14 protein-coding genes are annotated in these 15,881 nt (G+C 68.5%); 7 read left to right on the plus strand and 7 right to left on the minus strand.

Going from position 1 to position 15,881, the window contains the following annotated elements:
- Positions 1-4: 4 nt before the first annotated feature.
- The 5 genes from argH (at position 5) to G474_RS0110710 (ending at position 5,216) form a co-directional block, all read left to right on the plus strand.
- Positions 5-1,396, plus strand: coding sequence for an argininosuccinate lyase (argH, locus tag G474_RS0110690; protein WP_026686968.1), 1,392 nt, complete (start codon positions 5-7; stop codon positions 1,394-1,396).
- The gene (locus tag G474_RS0110695) at positions 1,389-2,681 is read left to right on the plus strand and encodes a protein kinase domain-containing protein (protein ID WP_026686969.1); all 1,293 of its coding nucleotides are present in this window, start codon (positions 1,389-1,391) and stop codon (positions 2,679-2,681) included. The genes argH and G474_RS0110695 overlap by 8 nt, the downstream gene beginning before the upstream one ends.
- A gap of 229 nt (positions 2,682-2,910) precedes the next feature.
- Positions 2,911-3,456 carry an RNA polymerase sigma factor gene (locus G474_RS0110700; protein WP_211228102.1) on the plus strand — a complete coding sequence of 182 codons (546 nt, stop codon included), beginning with the start codon at positions 2,911-2,913 and terminating at the stop codon, positions 3,454-3,456.
- Positions 3,447-4,208, plus strand: a complete 762-nt coding sequence (locus G474_RS0110705) for a hypothetical protein (protein ID WP_026686971.1) — start codon at positions 3,447-3,449, stop codon at positions 4,206-4,208. The genes G474_RS0110700 and G474_RS0110705 overlap by 10 nt, the downstream gene beginning before the upstream one ends.
- 261 nt (positions 4,209-4,469) lie before the next feature.
- A complete protein-coding gene (locus G474_RS0110710) occupies positions 4,470-5,216 on the plus strand; it encodes a hypothetical protein (protein WP_026686972.1) in 747 nt (248 codons plus the stop codon).
- 319 nt (positions 5,217-5,535) lie between these two features.
- On the opposite strand, the gene G474_RS0110715 is transcribed toward G474_RS0110710, so the two are convergent.
- Complete coding sequence (locus tag G474_RS0110715; protein WP_245589347.1) at positions 5,536-6,381, minus strand: glycosyltransferase family 2 protein; 846 nt, start codon at positions 6,379-6,381, stop codon at positions 5,536-5,538.
- 43 nt (positions 6,382-6,424) lie between these two features.
- Between G474_RS0110715 and waaC the strand changes: the two genes are divergently transcribed.
- Together waaC and waaA are read left to right on the plus strand one after the other, a co-directional pair.
- The gene (waaC, locus tag G474_RS0110720) at positions 6,425-7,399 is read left to right on the plus strand and encodes a lipopolysaccharide heptosyltransferase I (protein ID WP_026686974.1); all 975 of its coding nucleotides are present in this window, start codon (positions 6,425-6,427) and stop codon (positions 7,397-7,399) included.
- A gap of 40 nt (positions 7,400-7,439) precedes the next feature.
- Positions 7,440-8,696 carry a lipid IV(A) 3-deoxy-D-manno-octulosonic acid transferase gene (gene waaA, locus G474_RS0110725; RefSeq protein ID WP_026686975.1) on the plus strand — a complete coding sequence of 419 codons (1,257 nt, stop codon included), beginning with the start codon at positions 7,440-7,442 and terminating at the stop codon, positions 8,694-8,696.
- Here waaA and G474_RS0110730 read toward each other — a convergent pair.
- From G474_RS0110730 to G474_RS0110755, 6 genes are read right to left on the minus strand one after another with little or no spacing between them, the layout of a single operon-like run.
- Positions 8,677-9,987 (minus strand): TolC family outer membrane protein, encoded by a 1,311-nt coding sequence (locus G474_RS0110730; RefSeq protein WP_026686976.1) that lies wholly within the window; start codon positions 9,985-9,987, stop codon positions 8,677-8,679. The genes waaA and G474_RS0110730 overlap by 20 nt on opposite strands.
- Positions 9,988-9,997: 10 nt before the next feature.
- Positions 9,998-10,321, minus strand: coding sequence for a rhodanese-like domain-containing protein (locus G474_RS0110735; RefSeq protein WP_026686977.1), 324 nt, complete (start codon positions 10,319-10,321; stop codon positions 9,998-10,000).
- The gene (locus G474_RS0110740; protein WP_026686978.1) at positions 10,321-10,974 is read right to left on the minus strand and encodes a protein-L-isoaspartate O-methyltransferase family protein; all 654 of its coding nucleotides are present in this window, start codon (positions 10,972-10,974) and stop codon (positions 10,321-10,323) included. Before G474_RS0110740 ends, G474_RS0110735 begins: the two co-directional genes overlap by 1 nt.
- 60 nt (positions 10,975-11,034) lie before the next feature.
- Positions 11,035-14,157: an efflux RND transporter permease subunit gene (locus tag G474_RS0110745; RefSeq protein WP_026686979.1), complete on the minus strand. Its 3,123-nt coding sequence runs from the start codon at positions 14,155-14,157 to the stop codon at positions 11,035-11,037.
- On the minus strand, positions 14,154-15,194 hold the full coding sequence (locus G474_RS0110750) for an efflux RND transporter periplasmic adaptor subunit (RefSeq protein WP_043464046.1): 1,041 nt from the start codon (positions 15,192-15,194) through the stop codon (positions 14,154-14,156). The genes G474_RS0110745 and G474_RS0110750 overlap by 4 nt, the downstream gene beginning before the upstream one ends.
- The gene (locus G474_RS0110755) at positions 15,191-15,856 is read right to left on the minus strand and encodes a TetR/AcrR family transcriptional regulator (protein ID WP_026686981.1); all 666 of its coding nucleotides are present in this window, start codon (positions 15,854-15,856) and stop codon (positions 15,191-15,193) included. Before G474_RS0110755 ends, G474_RS0110750 begins: the two co-directional genes overlap by 4 nt.
- Between the last annotated feature and the right edge of the window lie 25 nt (positions 15,857-15,881).

The following is a 15,881-nucleotide window of genomic DNA, read 5'->3' on the forward strand; positions in this document are numbered from 1 at the left end:
TAGCATGACAACTTCGCAAAGCTCCCAATACACCTGGGCCGGCCGTTTCTCCGAGCCCGTTTCCGACCTGGTCAAGCGCTACACCGCCTCCGTGGATTTCGACCAGCGCATGTGGCGCCAGGACATCCGCGGCTCCCTGGCCCACGCCAGGATGCTGGCCAAGCAGGGCATCATCGCCGCCCAGGACCTGGCCGACATCGAACGGGGCATGGCCCAAGTCTGGCAGGAAATCGAATCCGGCCAGTTCGAATGGTCCCTGGACCTGGAAGACGTGCACCTCAACATCGAGAAGCGTCTCACCGCCCTGGTGGGTGACGCCGGCAAGCGCCTGCACACGGGCCGCTCCCGCAACGACCAGGTGGCCACCGACATCCGCCTCTACCTGCGCGACGCCATCGACGACATCGTCACCCTGATCGGCCAGTTCCAGGCCGCCATCGTCGCCCTGGCCGAGCGGGAAGCCGCCACCCCCATGCCCGGCTTCACCCACTTGCAGGTGGCTCAGCCGGTCACCTTCGGGCACCACATGCTGGCCTACTTCGAGATGTTCGAGCGGGACAAGGAACGCTTCGGTGACTGCCGCAAACGCACCAACCGCCTGCCCCTGGGCGCCGCCGCCCTGGCCGGCACCACCTACCCCATAGACCGGGAATTCGTGGCCGCCGAACTGGGCTTCGACGGGGTCTGCCTGAACTCCCTCGACGCGGTGTCCGACCGGGACTTCGCCATCGAATTCTGCGCCGCCTGCGCCCTGTTCATGACCCACATCTCCCGCCTGTCGGAAGAGCTGGTGCTGTGGATGAGCCCGCGGGTGGGCTTCATCCAGATCGCCGACCGCTTCTGCACCGGCTCCTCGATCATGCCCCAGAAGAAGAACCCGGACGTGCCGGAACTGGCCCGGGGCAAGACCGGCCGGGTGTACGGCCACCTGACGGCGCTGCTGACCCTGATGAAGTCCCAGCCCCTGGCTTACAACAAGGACAACCAGGAGGACAAGGAGCCCCTGTTCGACGCGGTGGACACGGTCACCGACACCCTGCGCATCTTCGCCGACATGATGGGCGGCATCACCGTCAAGGCCGAGGGCATGCTCCAGGCCCTGACCCAGGGCTTCGCCACCGCCACCGACCTGGCCGATTACCTGGTCAAGAAGGGCCTGCCTTTCCGGGACGCCCACGAAGCCGTGGGCCACGCGGTCAAGGCCGCCGAGCAGAAGGGTGTGGACCTGCCTCAGCTCTCCTTGGCCGAACTGCAGGCCTTCTGCCCCCAGGTGGAGGCGGACGTGTTCGCCGTGCTCACCGTGGAAGGGTCGCTGGCCTCCCGCAACCACATCGGCGGCACCGCCCCCGAACAGGTCCGGGCCGCCGTGGCCCGGGCCCGGCAGCGTCTTGGCTAGGACCGCCTCCGCCCAGAAGAAACTGGGCAAGTATGAACTGATCCGGGAACTGGGCCGGGGCTCCACCGGCATCGTCTGGCTTGCCGCCGACCCCTTCGCCCAGCGCCAGGTGGCCATCAAGGTGGCCACCCCGGAAATCCTCAAGGACCCGGTCAAGGGCCGCCTCTACACCCACCTGTTCCTCAACGAAGCTTCCCTGGCCGGCAAGCTCAATCATCCCCACATCGTGCAGATCTACGATGCGGTGGTCACCGACAAGCTCTGCTACATCGTCATGGAGTACGTGGCGGGCAGCACCCTGGAAACAGTCTGCCAGCCCGGCCACCTGCTGCCCCTGGACCAGGTGGTGGAAATCGGCTTCAAGTGCACCCGGGCCCTGGAATTCGCCTTCCGCCTCGGTATCACCCACCGGGACATCAAGCCCGCCAACATCCTCCTCACCCCCGAGGGGGACATCAAGATTTCCGACTTCGGCGCCGCCCTGGTGAACCACTCGGACCGGACCCAGGTCTCCGGCGTCGGCTCCCCCGCCTACATGTCGCCGGAACAGGTTCAGGAAGAACCCCTGGACCACCGCACCGACATCTATTCCCTGGGAGTGGTGCTCTACGAGCTGCTGGCCGGGCAGCGGCCGTTCCAGGCCAGCTCCGATTACAACATGATCTACCAGATCATCAACAGCACCCCCACCCCGGTGGAGCAGTTGCGCCCGGACATCCCCGCCGCCCTGGCCCGGATCGTCCGGCGGGCCATGGCCAGGGAGCTGGATCAGCGCTACCCCAGCTGGGCCGAGTTCTCCCGGGATCTGGCCGAGGTGGCCAGGGAGGAACTCTCCGGCCCCAGCCAGAACTTCCCCGATGCGGAAAAATTCGACTCCCTGCGCCGCCTGCCCTTCTTCCGGGACTTCTCCGACGTGGAGCTGTGGGAAGTGCTGCGCTTTGCCGACTGGTCCCGGGTCAAACCCGGGCAGCGCATCATCAGGGATGGGGAAAAGGGCAACTTCTTCTGCTTCCTGGTCCAGGGGGAGCTGACCGTCACCAAGCAGGGCAAGATGCTGAACCTGCTCACCCCCGGGGACTGCTTCGGGGAAATGGCCGTGTTCAGCCCCCACCGCCGCACCCGGGGTGCCGACGTCACCGCCCTCACCGAAGCCACTCTGATCAGCATCCGCGGCGAGGCCCTGTCCCGGGCCTCGGAAGCCTGCCGCATGCATTTCTACCAGGCCTTCCTGCTGGTCCTGGCAGAACGCCTCAACCTGGCCAACCAGCGGCTGGCGGCGTTCTAGGCCACAAGTCGCCTAAGCAGAAGGTCAAGCATGGAGTTGTCCACCATTTCCTCCCATGCGGGCAATACCCTGGTCGGATGCACCTGCAAGCTGATGTCGGAAGGGTAAGGTACAGGCACGCCGTGCGCCGGCCGCAGTGTAAGATCGCCGATCCCTTTCCCGGCCTTTGACCCCGTTTTCCATGTCCCAGCGTTTACCCGAAGCAGATTCGAGAACCGACGAGGGCCTGATGCTCGCCTACCGGGACGGCGACGCGGCGGCGTTCGAGGTCTTGTACGGACGCTGGCGGCGGCGTTTGTACCGTTATCTGACACAGCAATGCGGGCAAGCAGGGGTGTGCGACGAGCTGTTTCAGGACATCTGGCTGCGCGTGGTCAATGCCCGCGCCCAGTACGAGCCGACCGCGCCCTTCCAGGCCTGGCTGTTCCGCATCGCCCACAACCGCCTGATGGACCACTGGCGCACGACGCGGCGGACACCGGTCGAGGCGCTGACCGAAGCGGATGACGAAGATGCCGACCGGCTCGCCACCCTGCCAGCGCCGGACGATTGCCGGCCGGAGCAGCAGGCCGAGCGCAAGGCGCTGGCCGGGCACCTGGTAGCGGCGGTGCGCGCCCTGCCGGACGCGCAGCGGGAGGCCTTCCTGCTCGCCGAGGACGGCGGCCTGAGTCTGGAGGAAATCGCCCGCATCACCGAGGTCGGGCGGGAAACGGTGAAGAGCCGCTTGCGCTACGCGATGGGCAAATTACGACAGGAGTTGGCGAAATGGCGATGAAACCGGACGACCAGGAAATCGGCGCCCTCTACCGCGAAGGCGGCGACGACGCGCCTTCCGCCCAGCTCGACGCCGCCATTCTGCAAGCGGCGCGCGCCGCCGTGGCCCGGCCCGCCGCAACCGCCGGCTGGCGCCGCTGGCGTCTGGGCCTGCCGGTTTTTGCCTCGGTACTGATGGTGGCCATGCTCGGCCTGTTGCTGCGTCCGCAAGCCCCGGATGCGCCGGGAATCGGCCCGGTCGCACTGAACGAAGCCGCGCCGCCGGCCGCGACAGCCCGGGGGCTAGAAAGCCCGGCCCAGGAGCCGGCGCCCGCCGCCACAAATCCTCCGGCCAGCGCCCCCTTACCCGCCGCCAGCCAGACGCGCACGGCCGAAGCTGCAATACCCCAAGCCGCCGCCAAGATCAGCGCACCGATGGCCGAGCAGGAAGAAGCGCGCTCGTCGCCCCCCACGGCCCGCGCCCCGGCCGAATCCCGGATGACGGCAACGGCCGATGCCGCCGCTCCGCTGCCGGAAAAGACGGAAAATGTGGAGAAGGCGGCAACGGCCGCCCCGGCCGCTGCACTCGCCGCCCCCGCCCGTCAGAGCGCCCCGGCGCAAGCCGTGCGACCGGCCGGCGAATGGCTGGCGGAGATCCAGAAAATGCTCGATCAGGAACGCATCGACGAAGCCAAAGCCAGCCTCTCAGCCTTCCGCAAGACCTATCCGGACACGCCGCTGCCGCCGGGCATACGCCAGCGCTTGCAGCCGTAGAAGCTGCGCCTTCCCGCAGCAGGCTCGGTTCGCCGCTGACTGGCCTGCTTGCAACCCCTCCCGGCCTCCCCTTGTCAGGGGAGGAGAAAACCACGGGTACCTGGGCCAAACTCCCTCCCCTGACAAGGGGAGGGCTGGGGAGGGGTTGGCGACTGACCGGTGATCGCGGATCGCTGCCAAAAATATTTTTCACCGCTTAACCCCATTCGTTTTCAGCCAGCGTTTTACCGGGCGTCTTTCCAACCACACAGGATGCCTATCATGAAAAAGCTGCTTGGCCGACTCGCCGCCACCCTTGCCCTCTGCACCGCCGCCGCCACGGCGACGGCCGCTGTTTACGCCGATATCCGCATCATCAACCGCAGTACCGGCGAAACCCTGCCGATCTACCGCCACCAGGGCCAGCTCTGGGTGGCCGGCAAGCCCGGCGACCGCTACGCCATCCAGGTCAGCAACCGCTCGGGCGGCCGCCTGCTCGGCGTGGTTTCGGTCGATGGCGTCAACGTCATCAGCGGCGACACCGCCGCCACCAACCAGCGCGGCTACGTGCTCTCGCCCGGCGGCTCGGTGGATATCGCCGGCTGGCGCAAAAGCGATCAGGAAGTCGCGGCCTTCTACTTCACGGCGCTGGACAACTCCTACGCGGCGCGCACGCGCCGCCCGGACAACGTCGGCGTGATCGGCATCGCCGCCTTCCGCGAATACCAGCCGCCGGTAGTGATGAACGAAATGGCGGCCGATTCGGCCGAGGTCGCAAGACGCAGTGCGGCGCCTGCCGCCGCCCCGATGGCCAAGGCGGAAAGCCGGCTGGGCACGGGGCACGGCGAACGCATCCATGCGCCGGTACAAAGCGTCGAATTCCAGCGGGCCAGCAGCACGCCGGACGAGATCATCACCGTGCGCTACGATTCCTACGCCAATCTGGTCGCCCGCGGCATCATTCCCGCCCCGCGCCGCCAGCCGGTACCGAACGCTTTCCCCGGCAACTACGTGCCCGATCCGTCCTGAACGCTTTTTGCCCGCCTCAGCGGGCAAAGCCTTGCCCATCAAGCGCCATCCGCCGGCCCCCGCCGGATGGCGTCAGCCACGTCAGGAAGACGGCCAGGGCACGTTCACAGCAAGGAGCTGGCGGTGAGGCAGTGCAAGGCGCCGCGCGCTGTACAGCGCTGCAGCAGCAAGCAGCAACGCCGCAATGCGCCCCGCCAGACCCTTGCCTTCGGGTTTGCCGTGGCGGGCGGTCGCCGGCCTTGCTTGGCTCGGGGATGGAACAAACACTCCCCGCGCCTTACCGCCCATCCCGCCGGCTACTGTGAACGCGCCCTGGTTTTCAGACGCCCGGTTTCTGCTGCTGCAGTTCCCGCAGTTTGGCGTACTTGATGAAGCTGTTGCCGCAGCCGATGGCGATGTGCACCAGACCCGGCAGCCCGTCCCGGAATCCCTGGCGCAGCAGGTAGAACTTGCAGAAGCGGAACAGGGGGCTGATCAGAAGGTGCAGCCAGCTGGCCCGCTTGCCGGCAGCAAAGGCCCGCTCGGCGGCCAGGGTGGTGTAGTCGTTCTGCTTGGCCAGATAGCGCTCCAGACGCTCGGCCGAATCGTGCAGCAAATCCGCCCCCAGGCGGCCGCAACGGGCGCCTTCCTGGAGCACCACTTTCTCATGCACCGGATCGAAGGACCAGCGCCCCTGGCGCCGGTCGAAAAGGCGCAGACTCCAGTCCGGATAGCCCTCGCCATGGCGCAGGTAGCGCCCCATGAAGCGGTTGCAGCGGGGAAACTGCCAGGCGGCACAGGCCGGCTGCACCAGAGCCGCCTGGATCGCCTGGGCCAGCTCCGGCGTCAGCTGCTCATCCGCATCCAGGCACAGGACCCAGTCATTGGCGGCCTGCTCCACGGCGTACTGCTTCTGCCGCCCGAAACCCAGCCACTCCTGGAAGATCACCCGGGCCCCCAGCTCCCGGGCCAGGGCCACCGTGTTGTCGCTGCTGCCCGAATCCACCACCAGCACCTCGGCGGCGAAGGGCACGCTGGCGATGCAGGCCGGCAGCTGCGCCGCCGCATCCTTGGTGATGATCACCAGGGACAGGGGCTCCGGGCGGGGGGCATCGGCCAGGACCTGTGCCCCGGGCGGTTCAGGGTCGGCGGCGATGGCGGCAGGGATGTCGGGGCTGTCGGACACGGTTCGCTATAATGCAGGCCTTCGAAGCCGCCATTCTAACCTCATGCCCGGCACCAGCCGTCCTCTGCGGAACATCCTGCTGATCAAGACCTCCTCCCTGGGAGATGTGATCCACAACCTGCCGGTGGTCAGCGACCTGCGCCAGCAATTTCCCGACATCCGCATCGACTGGGTGGTGGAAGAGAGCTTCGCCGCCATTCCCCGCCTGCATCCGGGCGTCGGCGAAGTGATCCCGGTGGCCCTGCGCCGCTGGCGCAAACGGCTCTGGTCTCCGGCTACCTGGAAGGAAATCGGGGCCGCCCGGCGCCAGCTGGGCGCCAGCCGCTACGACGCCATCCTGGACACCCAGGGGCTGCTCAAAAGCGCCCTGATCGCCCGCCAGGCCCAGGGCCCGCGCCTGGGCCACAACCGGGATTCGGCCCGGGAGCCCCTGGCCAGCCGCTGCTACGATGCAGCCTTCTTCGTGCCCAAGACCCTGCATGCGGTGGAGCGCAACCGGCGCCTGGCCGCCGCCGCCCTCGGCTATTCCCTGAGTCCGGAGCTGGACTACGGCATCGCGCCCCCCCGGCAAGGCATCAGTGGCACCTCGGCGGTGCTGCTCAGCGCCACCAGCCGGGACGACAAGCTGTGGCCGGAAATGCATTGGGTGAACCTGGGCCGGGCCCTGGCCAGCCGCGGCCTCACGGCGCTGCTGCCGGGCGGCAACGCCAGGGAACGGGAACGGGCCCGGCGCCTGGCCACCCAGATCCCTGGAGCCCAGGCCGTCCCGGCCATGGGCCTGGCCGACCTGGCCGCGATGCTGGCCCACGCCCGCCTGGTGGTGGGGGTGGATACCGGCCTGTCGCACCTGGCCGTGGCCCTGAACACCCCCACCGTGGCCCTGTACACGGCCACCGACCCGGGCCTCACCGGGGTCCTGGGCCAGGGCTGGCACCGCAACTTGGGCGGCCGGGCCCAGGTGCCCTCGGTCCAGGAAGTACTCAATCAGCTGGCCCCCCTGCTGCCCCCGGGAAACTGAGATGAACCTCCCCTCCCCCACGCCCGGCAGGCCGTAAGCCATGGCCCGGATGCTCTACTGCCTGCTGCTCTATCTGGGCGCGCCCCTGGTCTGGCTGCGCCTGCTGTGGCGCAGCCGCCGCCAGCCCGAATACCGGCAGCACCTGGGCGAGCGCTGGGGCTTTTTCGGTCAGCCCCCGGGGCCGGAACCGCTGATCTGGCTGCACGCCGTGTCGGTCGGCGAAACCCGGGCCGCCCAGCCCCTGATCCAGGCGCTGCTGCAAGCCTGGCCCGGACACCGGCTGCTGCTCACCTGCATGACCCCCACCGGCCGGGCCGCCGGGGCCGAACTCCTGGGCGACGATCCCCGGGTGCTGCAGGCCTACCTGCCCTACGACTACCCGGGCGCCATGGCCCGCTTCCTGGATCATTTCCGCCCCCGCCTGGGGGTGCTGATGGAAACGGAGATCTGGCCCAACCTGATGGCCGCCGCCGCCCGGCGTCAGCTGCCGGTGGTGCTCGCCAATGCCCGCTTGTCCCGCCGCTCGGCCCGGGGCTATGCCCGCATCGCCGCCCTGGTGCGCCCGGCCCTGGAACGGCTGGCCGCCGTGGCAGCCCAGAGCGAAGCCGACGCCAACCGCCTGGCCCTGCTAGGCGCGCCCCGCATCAGCATCTGCGGCAACCTGAAATTCGACGTGAGCCCGGCCCCTGCGGCCCTGGCGCTGGGCGAGACCTGGCGCGCCGCCCTGGGCTCCCGCCCGGTCTGGCTGGCGGCCAGCACCCGGGAAGGGGAAGAAGTGCTGCTCCTGGAGGTACTGGAACGGCTGCAGCGGCCGGAGCTGCTGCTGGTCCTGGTGCCCCGCCATCCCCAGCGCTTCGAGGCCGTGGCCCGCCTGGTGCGGGAGCGGGGGCTGCGCCTGGCCTATCGCAGCCAGGGGCTGCCGGGAGCGGAACACCAGGTCTGGCTGGGGGACAGCATGGGGGAAATGGCGGCCTATTACCGGCTCGCCGACCTGGCCTTCGTGGGGGGCAGCCTGCTGCCCCTGGGCGGTCAGAACCTGATCGAGGCGGCCGCCTGCGGCTGCCCGGTGCTGACCGGGCCCCACACCTTCAACTTCGCCCAGGCCAGCGCCGATGCCGTGGCGGCAGGCGCAGCCCGGCAGGTTGCAGATGCCGGGGAACTGGAAACGGTGCTGGGAGAACTGCTGGATGCCCCCGCAAAACGGGTGGCCATGGGACAGGCGGGCCGGGACTTCGCGGCGGCGCACCGGGGTGCGACGGCCCGCACCCTGGCCCTGATCACTTCAGCAGGGCGTTGATTTCCTGCAGGTCGGGTTCATCCAGGGAGCCCACGGCCCCCTTCAGACGCAGGCGGGCCATCAGGGTGTCGTGGTAGGACTTGGCCAGGTCCCGGCGGGTGACGAACAGTTGCTGCTCGGCATTCAACACGTCGATGTTGATGCGCACCCCCACCTCGTAGCCCAGCTTGTTGGATTCCAGGGAAGCCTTGGAGGAAGCATGGGCCGCTTCCAGGGCCTTGATCTGGGCCAGGCCGTTCACCACCCCCAGGTAGCTCTGGCGGGCGCTCAGGGCTGCATTGCGGCGGGCTGATTCGAGGCTGGACATGGCCGCCGTGTAGCCGGCCGCCGCTTCCCGGGCTTTGGAGGAGACATAGCCGCCCTGGTAAATGGGCACGTTGAGCTGCAGCCCGATGCTGTTCACGTCGGTTTCCACCCGGGCGCTGCCGCCCGAGCTGGAGATACCCTTGCTGCGGCCGCTGCTGGCCACCAGATCCAGGGTGGGATAGTGGCCGGCGCGGGCCTTTTCCGCTTCCTTGCTGGCGATTTCTGCATTGTGCTGCTGGATCTGCACCGCCACGTTGTCCTTCTGGGCCGCTTCGACCCAGGGGTCCATCCGGGCCGGCTGGGGCGGCAGGATGGGCTTGCTGGTATCCAGGGTGGCGAGGCTTTCGGGCACCTCGCCGATGATCACCCGCAGGGCCTCCCGCTTCACTTCCAGGTCGTTGGCACTGGAGATTTCCTGGGCCGTGGCCAGGTCGTAGCGGGACTGGGCTTCGTAGGTATCCACCACGGTGGAGGTCCCCACCTCGAAATTCTTCTTGGCCTGCTCCAGCTGCTGGGCGATGGCCACCTTCTGGGCCTCGGCCGCCTGCAGGTTCACCTGGGCGTTGAGCACGTCGAAATAGGCCTGAGCCACCCGCAGGATCAGGTCCTGGCGGGCCTGGACGAACTGGGCCTCGGCCAGGGCCACGGCCAGCTTGCCCTGGTCATAGGCCACCCAGTTCTGCCAGCGGAACACGGGCTGGGACAGGGACAGGGTGTAGGCATTGCTGTTGTACTGGCGCGCCGTGCTGACCCCGCCGCTGCTGATGTCGTTATCGTTCCAGGCGGTGTTGCCCGACAGGCTCAGGCTGGGCAGCAGGCCGGACAGGCCCTGGGGGCCCTTTTCCCGCCCGGCATCCAGGTTGGCCCGGGCCGTGGCGAACACCGCGTCGTAATCCTGGGCCTGCCGGTAGACCTGCAGCAGATCGACCGCCAGGGCGGGCGTGGCGGCCAACAACAGGGGCAGGAGCCAGGATGTCTTCTTCATTTTTGCCTCATCAATAACGTTTCATGGCCGGATCCACCGTCTGGGCCCAGGTATTCACGCCGCCGGAGAGGTTGTACACCTCCCCGAAGCCCCGGGACTCCAGGAACATGCCCACCTGCATGCTGCGACCGCCGTGGTGGCAGATGCAGACCAGGGGGGCATCCGGCTGCAGCTCCTGCAGGCGCAGGGGCACGCTGGCCATGGGCATCAGGGTGCTGCCGGGAATGTGGCAGTACTCGTGTTCCCAGGCCTCGCGCACGTCCAGCAGCTGGGGAGCGGGCCGGCTTGCATCGGCGAGCCAGGCCGCCAGTTCCGGGGCACTGAGATGACGCATCAGAAGCTGAAGGCCGGCTCGGCGCAGAAGTTTTCCAGCATCGGCACCACGGTTTCGAACATGTTGACCGTGTTGTAGATGCCTTCGGCGGTGCAGGTCACCAGCTGCGCCCGCATCACCGGCGCCGTGCCGACGATGGCGGCCAGCCGGCCACCGACGCGCAGCTGCTTCAGGATGGCCTCGGGAATGGCGGGAACGCCGCCGGAAATCACGATCACGTCGTAGGGCCCCCGGGCCGCCAGGCCCCGGGCGCCGTCGGCGGTTTCCACGGTGACATTGGTGATGCCGGCCCGGGTCAGGTTGCCCCGGGCCACGTCGGCCAGCTCGGCGTTGATTTCCACGCTCACCACATGCTCCGCCTTGGCGGCCAGCAGGGCCGCCATGTAGCCGCTGCCGGTGCCGATCTCGAGCACCTTGTCGGTGGGCTTGACGCTCAGTTCCTGCAGCAGCCGGGCTTCAACCCGGGGCGCCAGCATCACCTGGCCCTGCCCCAGGGGCAGCTCCAGGTCCACGAAGGCCAGGGACTTGCTGGCGGCAGGCACGAATTCCTCCCGCTTGACGGTAAACAGCAGGTCCAGCACGGACTGATCCAGCACCTCCCAGGGGCGGATCTGCTGCTCGACCATGTTGAAGCGGGCTTGCTCGATGTTCATAGGGGTCTCCAAGGCGGAAATATTAGCACGATCTAATATACGGATTCTGGTAAAGCCGGATTATAGCGCAGCCGCCTCCGTTGCCGCCCCAGGCCCCGGGACCTTGTACCAGGCCGCGTAGAGGGCCGGCAGGAACAGCAGGGTGAGCACGGTGGCCACCAGCAGCCCCCCCATGATGGCCACCGCCATGGGCCCCCAGAACACCTGGCGGGTAAGGGGCAGCATGGCCAGGATGGCCGCCGCCGCCGTGAGCATGATGGGTCGGCAACGACGCACGGCGGCACCGACGATGGCCTCCCAGGCGGGCTTGCCGGCCTGCTCGTCCCGTTCGATCTGATCCACCAGGATCACCGAGTTGCGCATGATCATGCCGAACAGGGCGATCACCCCCAGGTTGGCCACGAAGCCGTAGGGCGCATTGAACAGCAGCAGGGCCAGGGCCACGCCGATCAGCCCCAGGGGGGCGGTGAGCAGGACCATCACGGTACGGCCCATGCTCTGCAGCTGGATCATCAACAGGGTAATCACGGCCAGGAGCATCACCGGCATCACCGCCTTGATGGAGCTTTCCCCCTTGGCCGACTCTTCCACCGAACCGCCCACCTCGATCCGGTAACCGGCAGGCAGGTTGGCCTCCAGGCTGCGGATGCCGGGCAGCAGATCCCCGGTGATCTCGGCCGGCTGGCGCGAAGCCCGGCCCTGGTCGCGCACGTCGGCGCGCACCGTCAGCACCGGCAGCCGGTTGCGGCGCCAGATCAGGGCGTCCTCCAGCACCGGCACCAGCTTCACCACCTGGACCAGGGGGATGCTACGCCCGTCGGCCAGATGGATGTCCAGGTCCTGGAGCTCGTCCAGGCTGCCCGCCTCGCCGGGGGCCGCCCGCATCACCACATCCACCAGCCGGTCCCCCTCGCGCAGCTGGGTCACCGTGCGCCCCTGGAGCAGGAACTGCAGGAAGGAGGAAAGCTCCTGGGCGGAAATCCCCAGGGCCCGGGCCCGGTCGTGATCCACCTCCAGGCGCACCCCCTTGGCCATCTCGTTCCAGCTGAAATTGACGTTGTGCAGATGCGGATGGGCCCGCATCAGCTCCGCCACCCGGGCCGCCATGTCGCGCAGCTGGGCCGGGTCCTCCCCCATCACCCGGAACTGCACCGGATAGCCCACCGGCGGCCCGTTCTCCAGCCGCAGCACCCGCAGCCGCACGCCGCTCCAGGCGGCATCGGCAAAGGCGGCCTCGAGCTTCTGCTTCAACCGCTCCCGGGCCTCCAGGCCGCCCGTGGTGATGACGAACTGGGCGAAATTGTCGTTGAACAGCTGCTGGTCCAGGGGCAGGTAGAAGCGGGGGCTGCCTATCCCCACATAGCTCAGGAAGAACTTCACGTCCTCGCCCCCGGCCTGGCGCAACAGCGCCTCCACCCGGCTGGCCTCCTGGCTGGTGGCCCGCAGGGAAGCCCCTTCGGGGAGCCACAGGTCCACCAGCAGCTCGGGCCGGCTGGAGGCCGGGAAGAACTGCTTCTGCACCGCCGTGGCGAACACCCCCATGGACAGGACGAACACCACCAGGGTGGCCGCGATGACCCGCCAGCGATGCACCACGCACCAGGTCACCAGGGCCCGGAAGCGGCGGTAGAAGGGTGTGTCGTAGATGTCTTCCTCGCTGTGGCGGCTGGCCCGGGCCCGGAGTTTTTCCGGGTTCAGGAGCCGGGAACCCAGGTAGGGGGTGAACACCACGGCCACCACCCAGGACACCAGGAGGGCGATGGTGACCACGGCGAAGATGGAAAAGGTGTATTCCCCGGCGGCGGAACGGGCAAAGCCCACAGGCATGAAGCCCGCCGCCGTGATCAGGGTGCCGGTAAGCATGGGAAAGGCCGTGGAGGTGTAGGCGAAGGTGGCGGCCTTGAAGCGGTCCCAGCCCTGCTCCATCTTCACCACCATCATTTCCACGGCGATGATGGCGTCGTCCACCAGCAGCCCCAGGGCGATGATCAGGGCCCCCAGGGAGATGCGCTGCAGGTCGATGCCGAACACCGCCATGAACAGGAAGGTCACCGCCAGCACCAGGGGAATGGACAGGGCCACCACCGCCCCGGTGCGCAGCCCCAGACTGAGGAAGGAAACCGCCAGCACGATGGCCACGGCTTCCCCCAGGGACTGCATGAAGAGCTGCAGGGAAGAGGCGACGATTTCCGGCTGGTTCGCCACCTGGTGGATGTCCAGCCCCAGGGGCAGCTGCGCCTGGAAGCCGGCCACGGCCGCAGACAGGTGCTCGCCCAGGCGGATCACGTCGCCGCCCCGGGCCATGACGATGCCCAGGCCGATGGCCTCCCGGCCGTTGTAATACATGCGCGGCTCCGGGGGATCGGCGAGGCCCCGCTGCACCCGGGCCACGTCCCCGAGCCGGAAGCTGCGGCCCTCCACCACCAGGGCGATGGCCTCGATGGCTTCGGGGGACTGGAAGTTGCCGGGCACCCGCAGGCGCACCCGGTCCTGGGCGGTCTCGAAGTAACCGGCCGCCGTCATGGCGTTCTGGCGGGCCAGCACATCGGCCACGGCCTGGACCGAAATGCCCAGGTTGGCGAGCTTGGCCCGGGAAAAGTCGATGTGGATCTTCTCCCCCTGGACGCCGATCAGCTCCACCTTCTTCACGTCCGGCACCTGGTACAGGACCTTGGCCAGCCGGTCCGCCTCCCGGCGCAGGGCGGCCAGATCGAAGCCGTCCCCGGTGAGGGCGTAGATGCTCACCATGGTGTCCCCGAACTCGTCGTTGGCAAAGGGTCCCAGAACCCCCTGGGGCAGGTTGCCGGCCATGTCCCCCAGCTTCTTGCGCACCTGGTACCAGGAATCGGGCACCGCCGCCTTGGGGGTGTAGTCCTTGAGCTCCACGAACACCATGGACTCCCCGGGCTTGGAATAGGAGCGCAGTACATGAACCCAGGGGGTTTCCTGGAGCTTCTTCTCGATGGCCTCGGTGACCTGCTGTTCCACCTCCCGGGCGCTGGCCCCGGGCCAGAGGGTGCGCACCACCATCACCTTGATGGTGAAGTCCGGGTCTTCCGCCCGGCCCAGCTTGAAATAGGACAGGGCGCCGGCCAGCATCAGCACCACCATCAGGTAGAGCACCATGGACGGATGGTGCAGGGCCCAGGCCGACAGGTTGTAACGCCCCGGGTGGTATTTCATGGGCGGCGTTCCTGGGGCTGGATCTGTTCCCCGGGCGCCAGCTTGTGGGCCCCCGCTACCACCACCCGTTCGCCGCCCTGCAGGCCGCCGCCGATGCGGGCATAGCCTTCCTCCCAGGCCAGCACCTGCACCGGGCGCAGGCTGACCTTGTCATCCTGGCCCACCACCCACACGGCGGGCTGGTCCCCCTGCTGGAAGATGGCGCCGCCGGGCAGGCGCAGGCCCGCGCCCGGCATGTCCACGCTGACGGTGGCGCTCATGCCCAGCTTCAGGGCCGGGTCGGCCGATTCGATGCGGACCCGGACCGGATAGGTCCGGGTGGCGGCATCGGCCACGGCGCCGATTTCCCGGATCTGCCCCGGGTAGTCGCGCTCCCCGTCAGCCCACAACCGCACCTGGACCCGGTCCCCCACCCGCAACTTGCCCATGCGGGATTCAGGCAGGTCGAAGGCCGCCTCGGGCTGGTCGGGGCGGGCCAGGCGCAGCACGGTCTGGCCCGGGGCCACCACCTGCCCCACTTCCGCCTCGACCCGGGCAATCACCCCGTCCTGGTCGGCCAGCAGATCCGTGTAGCCGCGCTGGTTGCGCGCCAGCTCCGCCTGGGCCCGGGCCGCCTTGAGGGCGGTTTCCTTGCCGTCCAGGGCTGTCTGGCTGACGAAGTTCCTGGCCTTCAGGGTGCGGTAGCGCTCCGCCTCGGCCTGGGCCAGGCTCAGCTCCGCCTCCACCGCTGCCAGGTTCAGGGCCTGATCGGCGGGGTCCAGACGCGCCAGCACCTGGCCGGCCCGAACCGGACTGCCCACATCCACCAGCCGCTTCTGCAGCTTGCCCCCCACCTGGAAGGCCAGGGGGGCTTCGGTACGGGAGCGGATGGTGGCGCTGTAGCGCTGCTGCCCCTGACCGCCGTCATCCGCCACCCCCTGGACCAGCACCGGGCGGGGCGGCAGGGGAGGCGGCGCCTCCTGGCCGCAGGCGCCCAGCAGCCAGGGCAGGGTCAGAAGCAGAGGCAGGGAAAATCCTGAAGAAGGTGGCTTGATCATGCGGTGCTCCCGGGCTGGCGCAGCAGCCCCTGCAAGAGCAGATCCAGATGGGTCTGCAGGTAGAGGCCGGGCTCGTGCTGGGGCATGTCCCCCAGCACCCCGTGTATCGAGTGACGCCAGATGGTCAGCATCAGCACCGGCGCCAGCACCAGGTCCACCGCCGTGGCCAGGGGCATGGGGCGGAATTCGCCGCTGTCCATGCCTTCCTGCAGCACCTGGGCCAGCAGCCTGCGGCCCCGGTTGATCACCTGCTCATGGTAGAAATGCACGACCCCGGGAAAGTTGCGGGCCTCGGCGATGATCAGCTTGGGAATGCCCCCGTAGGGGGTGGCGCCCACCAGCTCCCACCAGCCCAGGACCAGGGCCCGCAGCAGTTCGGCCCGGCAGCCCCGGTGGGCGGCGATCATCGCCTCCCCCTCTTCCAGGGTGGGCAGGATGCCCTCCCGGACCACCGCTTCGAACAGGGCTTCCTTGTTCTCGAAATAGAGGTACAGGGCCCCCTTGGAAACGCCGGCCAGACGCGCCACATCCTCCAGCCGGGTAGCGGCAAAACCATTGTCCACGAACAGGCGCAGGGCGGCCGCCGTCAGCTCGGCCGGACGGGCTTCCTTGCGGCGCTGGCGCGGCCGGGGGGACGCGGCGGGAACAGGGGGAGAGGACATGACGGGGCAGAATTACTGACTCAAA

It is taken from the genome of Azovibrio restrictus DSM 23866 (genome assembly GCF_000429665.1).
Taxonomy (GTDB): Bacteria; Pseudomonadota; Gammaproteobacteria; order Burkholderiales; family Rhodocyclaceae; genus Azovibrio; species Azovibrio restrictus.

What these genes read in the sequence shown, in the direction of transcription:
- argH (WP_026686968.1), top strand. Translation starts at nt 5, where the DNA reads ATGACAACTTCGCAAAGCTCCCAATACACCTGGGCCGGCCGTTTCTCC.
- G474_RS0110700 (WP_211228102.1), top strand. Translation starts at nt 2,911, where the DNA reads ATGCTCGCCTACCGGGACGGCGACGCGGCGGCGTTCGAGGTCTTGTAC.
- G474_RS0110705 (WP_026686971.1), top strand. Translation starts at nt 3,447, where the DNA reads ATGGCGATGAAACCGGACGACCAGGAAATCGGCGCCCTCTACCGCGAA.
- G474_RS0110710 (WP_026686972.1), top strand. Translation starts at nt 4,470, where the DNA reads ATGAAAAAGCTGCTTGGCCGACTCGCCGCCACCCTTGCCCTCTGCACC.
- waaC (WP_026686974.1), top strand. Translation starts at nt 6,425, where the DNA reads ATGCCCGGCACCAGCCGTCCTCTGCGGAACATCCTGCTGATCAAGACC.
- waaA (WP_026686975.1), top strand. Translation starts at nt 7,440, where the DNA reads ATGGCCCGGATGCTCTACTGCCTGCTGCTCTATCTGGGCGCGCCCCTG.
- G474_RS0110730 (WP_026686976.1), bottom strand. Translation starts at nt 9,987, where the DNA reads ATGAAGAAGACATCCTGGCTCCTGCCCCTGTTGTTGGCCGCCACGCCC.
- G474_RS0110735 (WP_026686977.1), bottom strand. Translation starts at nt 10,321, where the DNA reads ATGCGTCATCTCAGTGCCCCGGAACTGGCGGCCTGGCTCGCCGATGCA.
- G474_RS0110740 (WP_026686978.1), bottom strand. Translation starts at nt 10,974, where the DNA reads ATGAACATCGAGCAAGCCCGCTTCAACATGGTCGAGCAGCAGATCCGC.
- G474_RS0110745 (WP_026686979.1), bottom strand. Translation starts at nt 14,157, where the DNA reads ATGAAATACCACCCGGGGCGTTACAACCTGTCGGCCTGGGCCCTGCAC.
- G474_RS0110750 (WP_043464046.1), bottom strand. Translation starts at nt 15,194, where the DNA reads ATGATCAAGCCACCTTCTTCAGGATTTTCCCTGCCTCTGCTTCTGACC.
- G474_RS0110755 (WP_026686981.1), bottom strand. Translation starts at nt 15,856, where the DNA reads ATGTCCTCTCCCCCTGTTCCCGCCGCGTCCCCCCGGCCGCGCCAGCGC.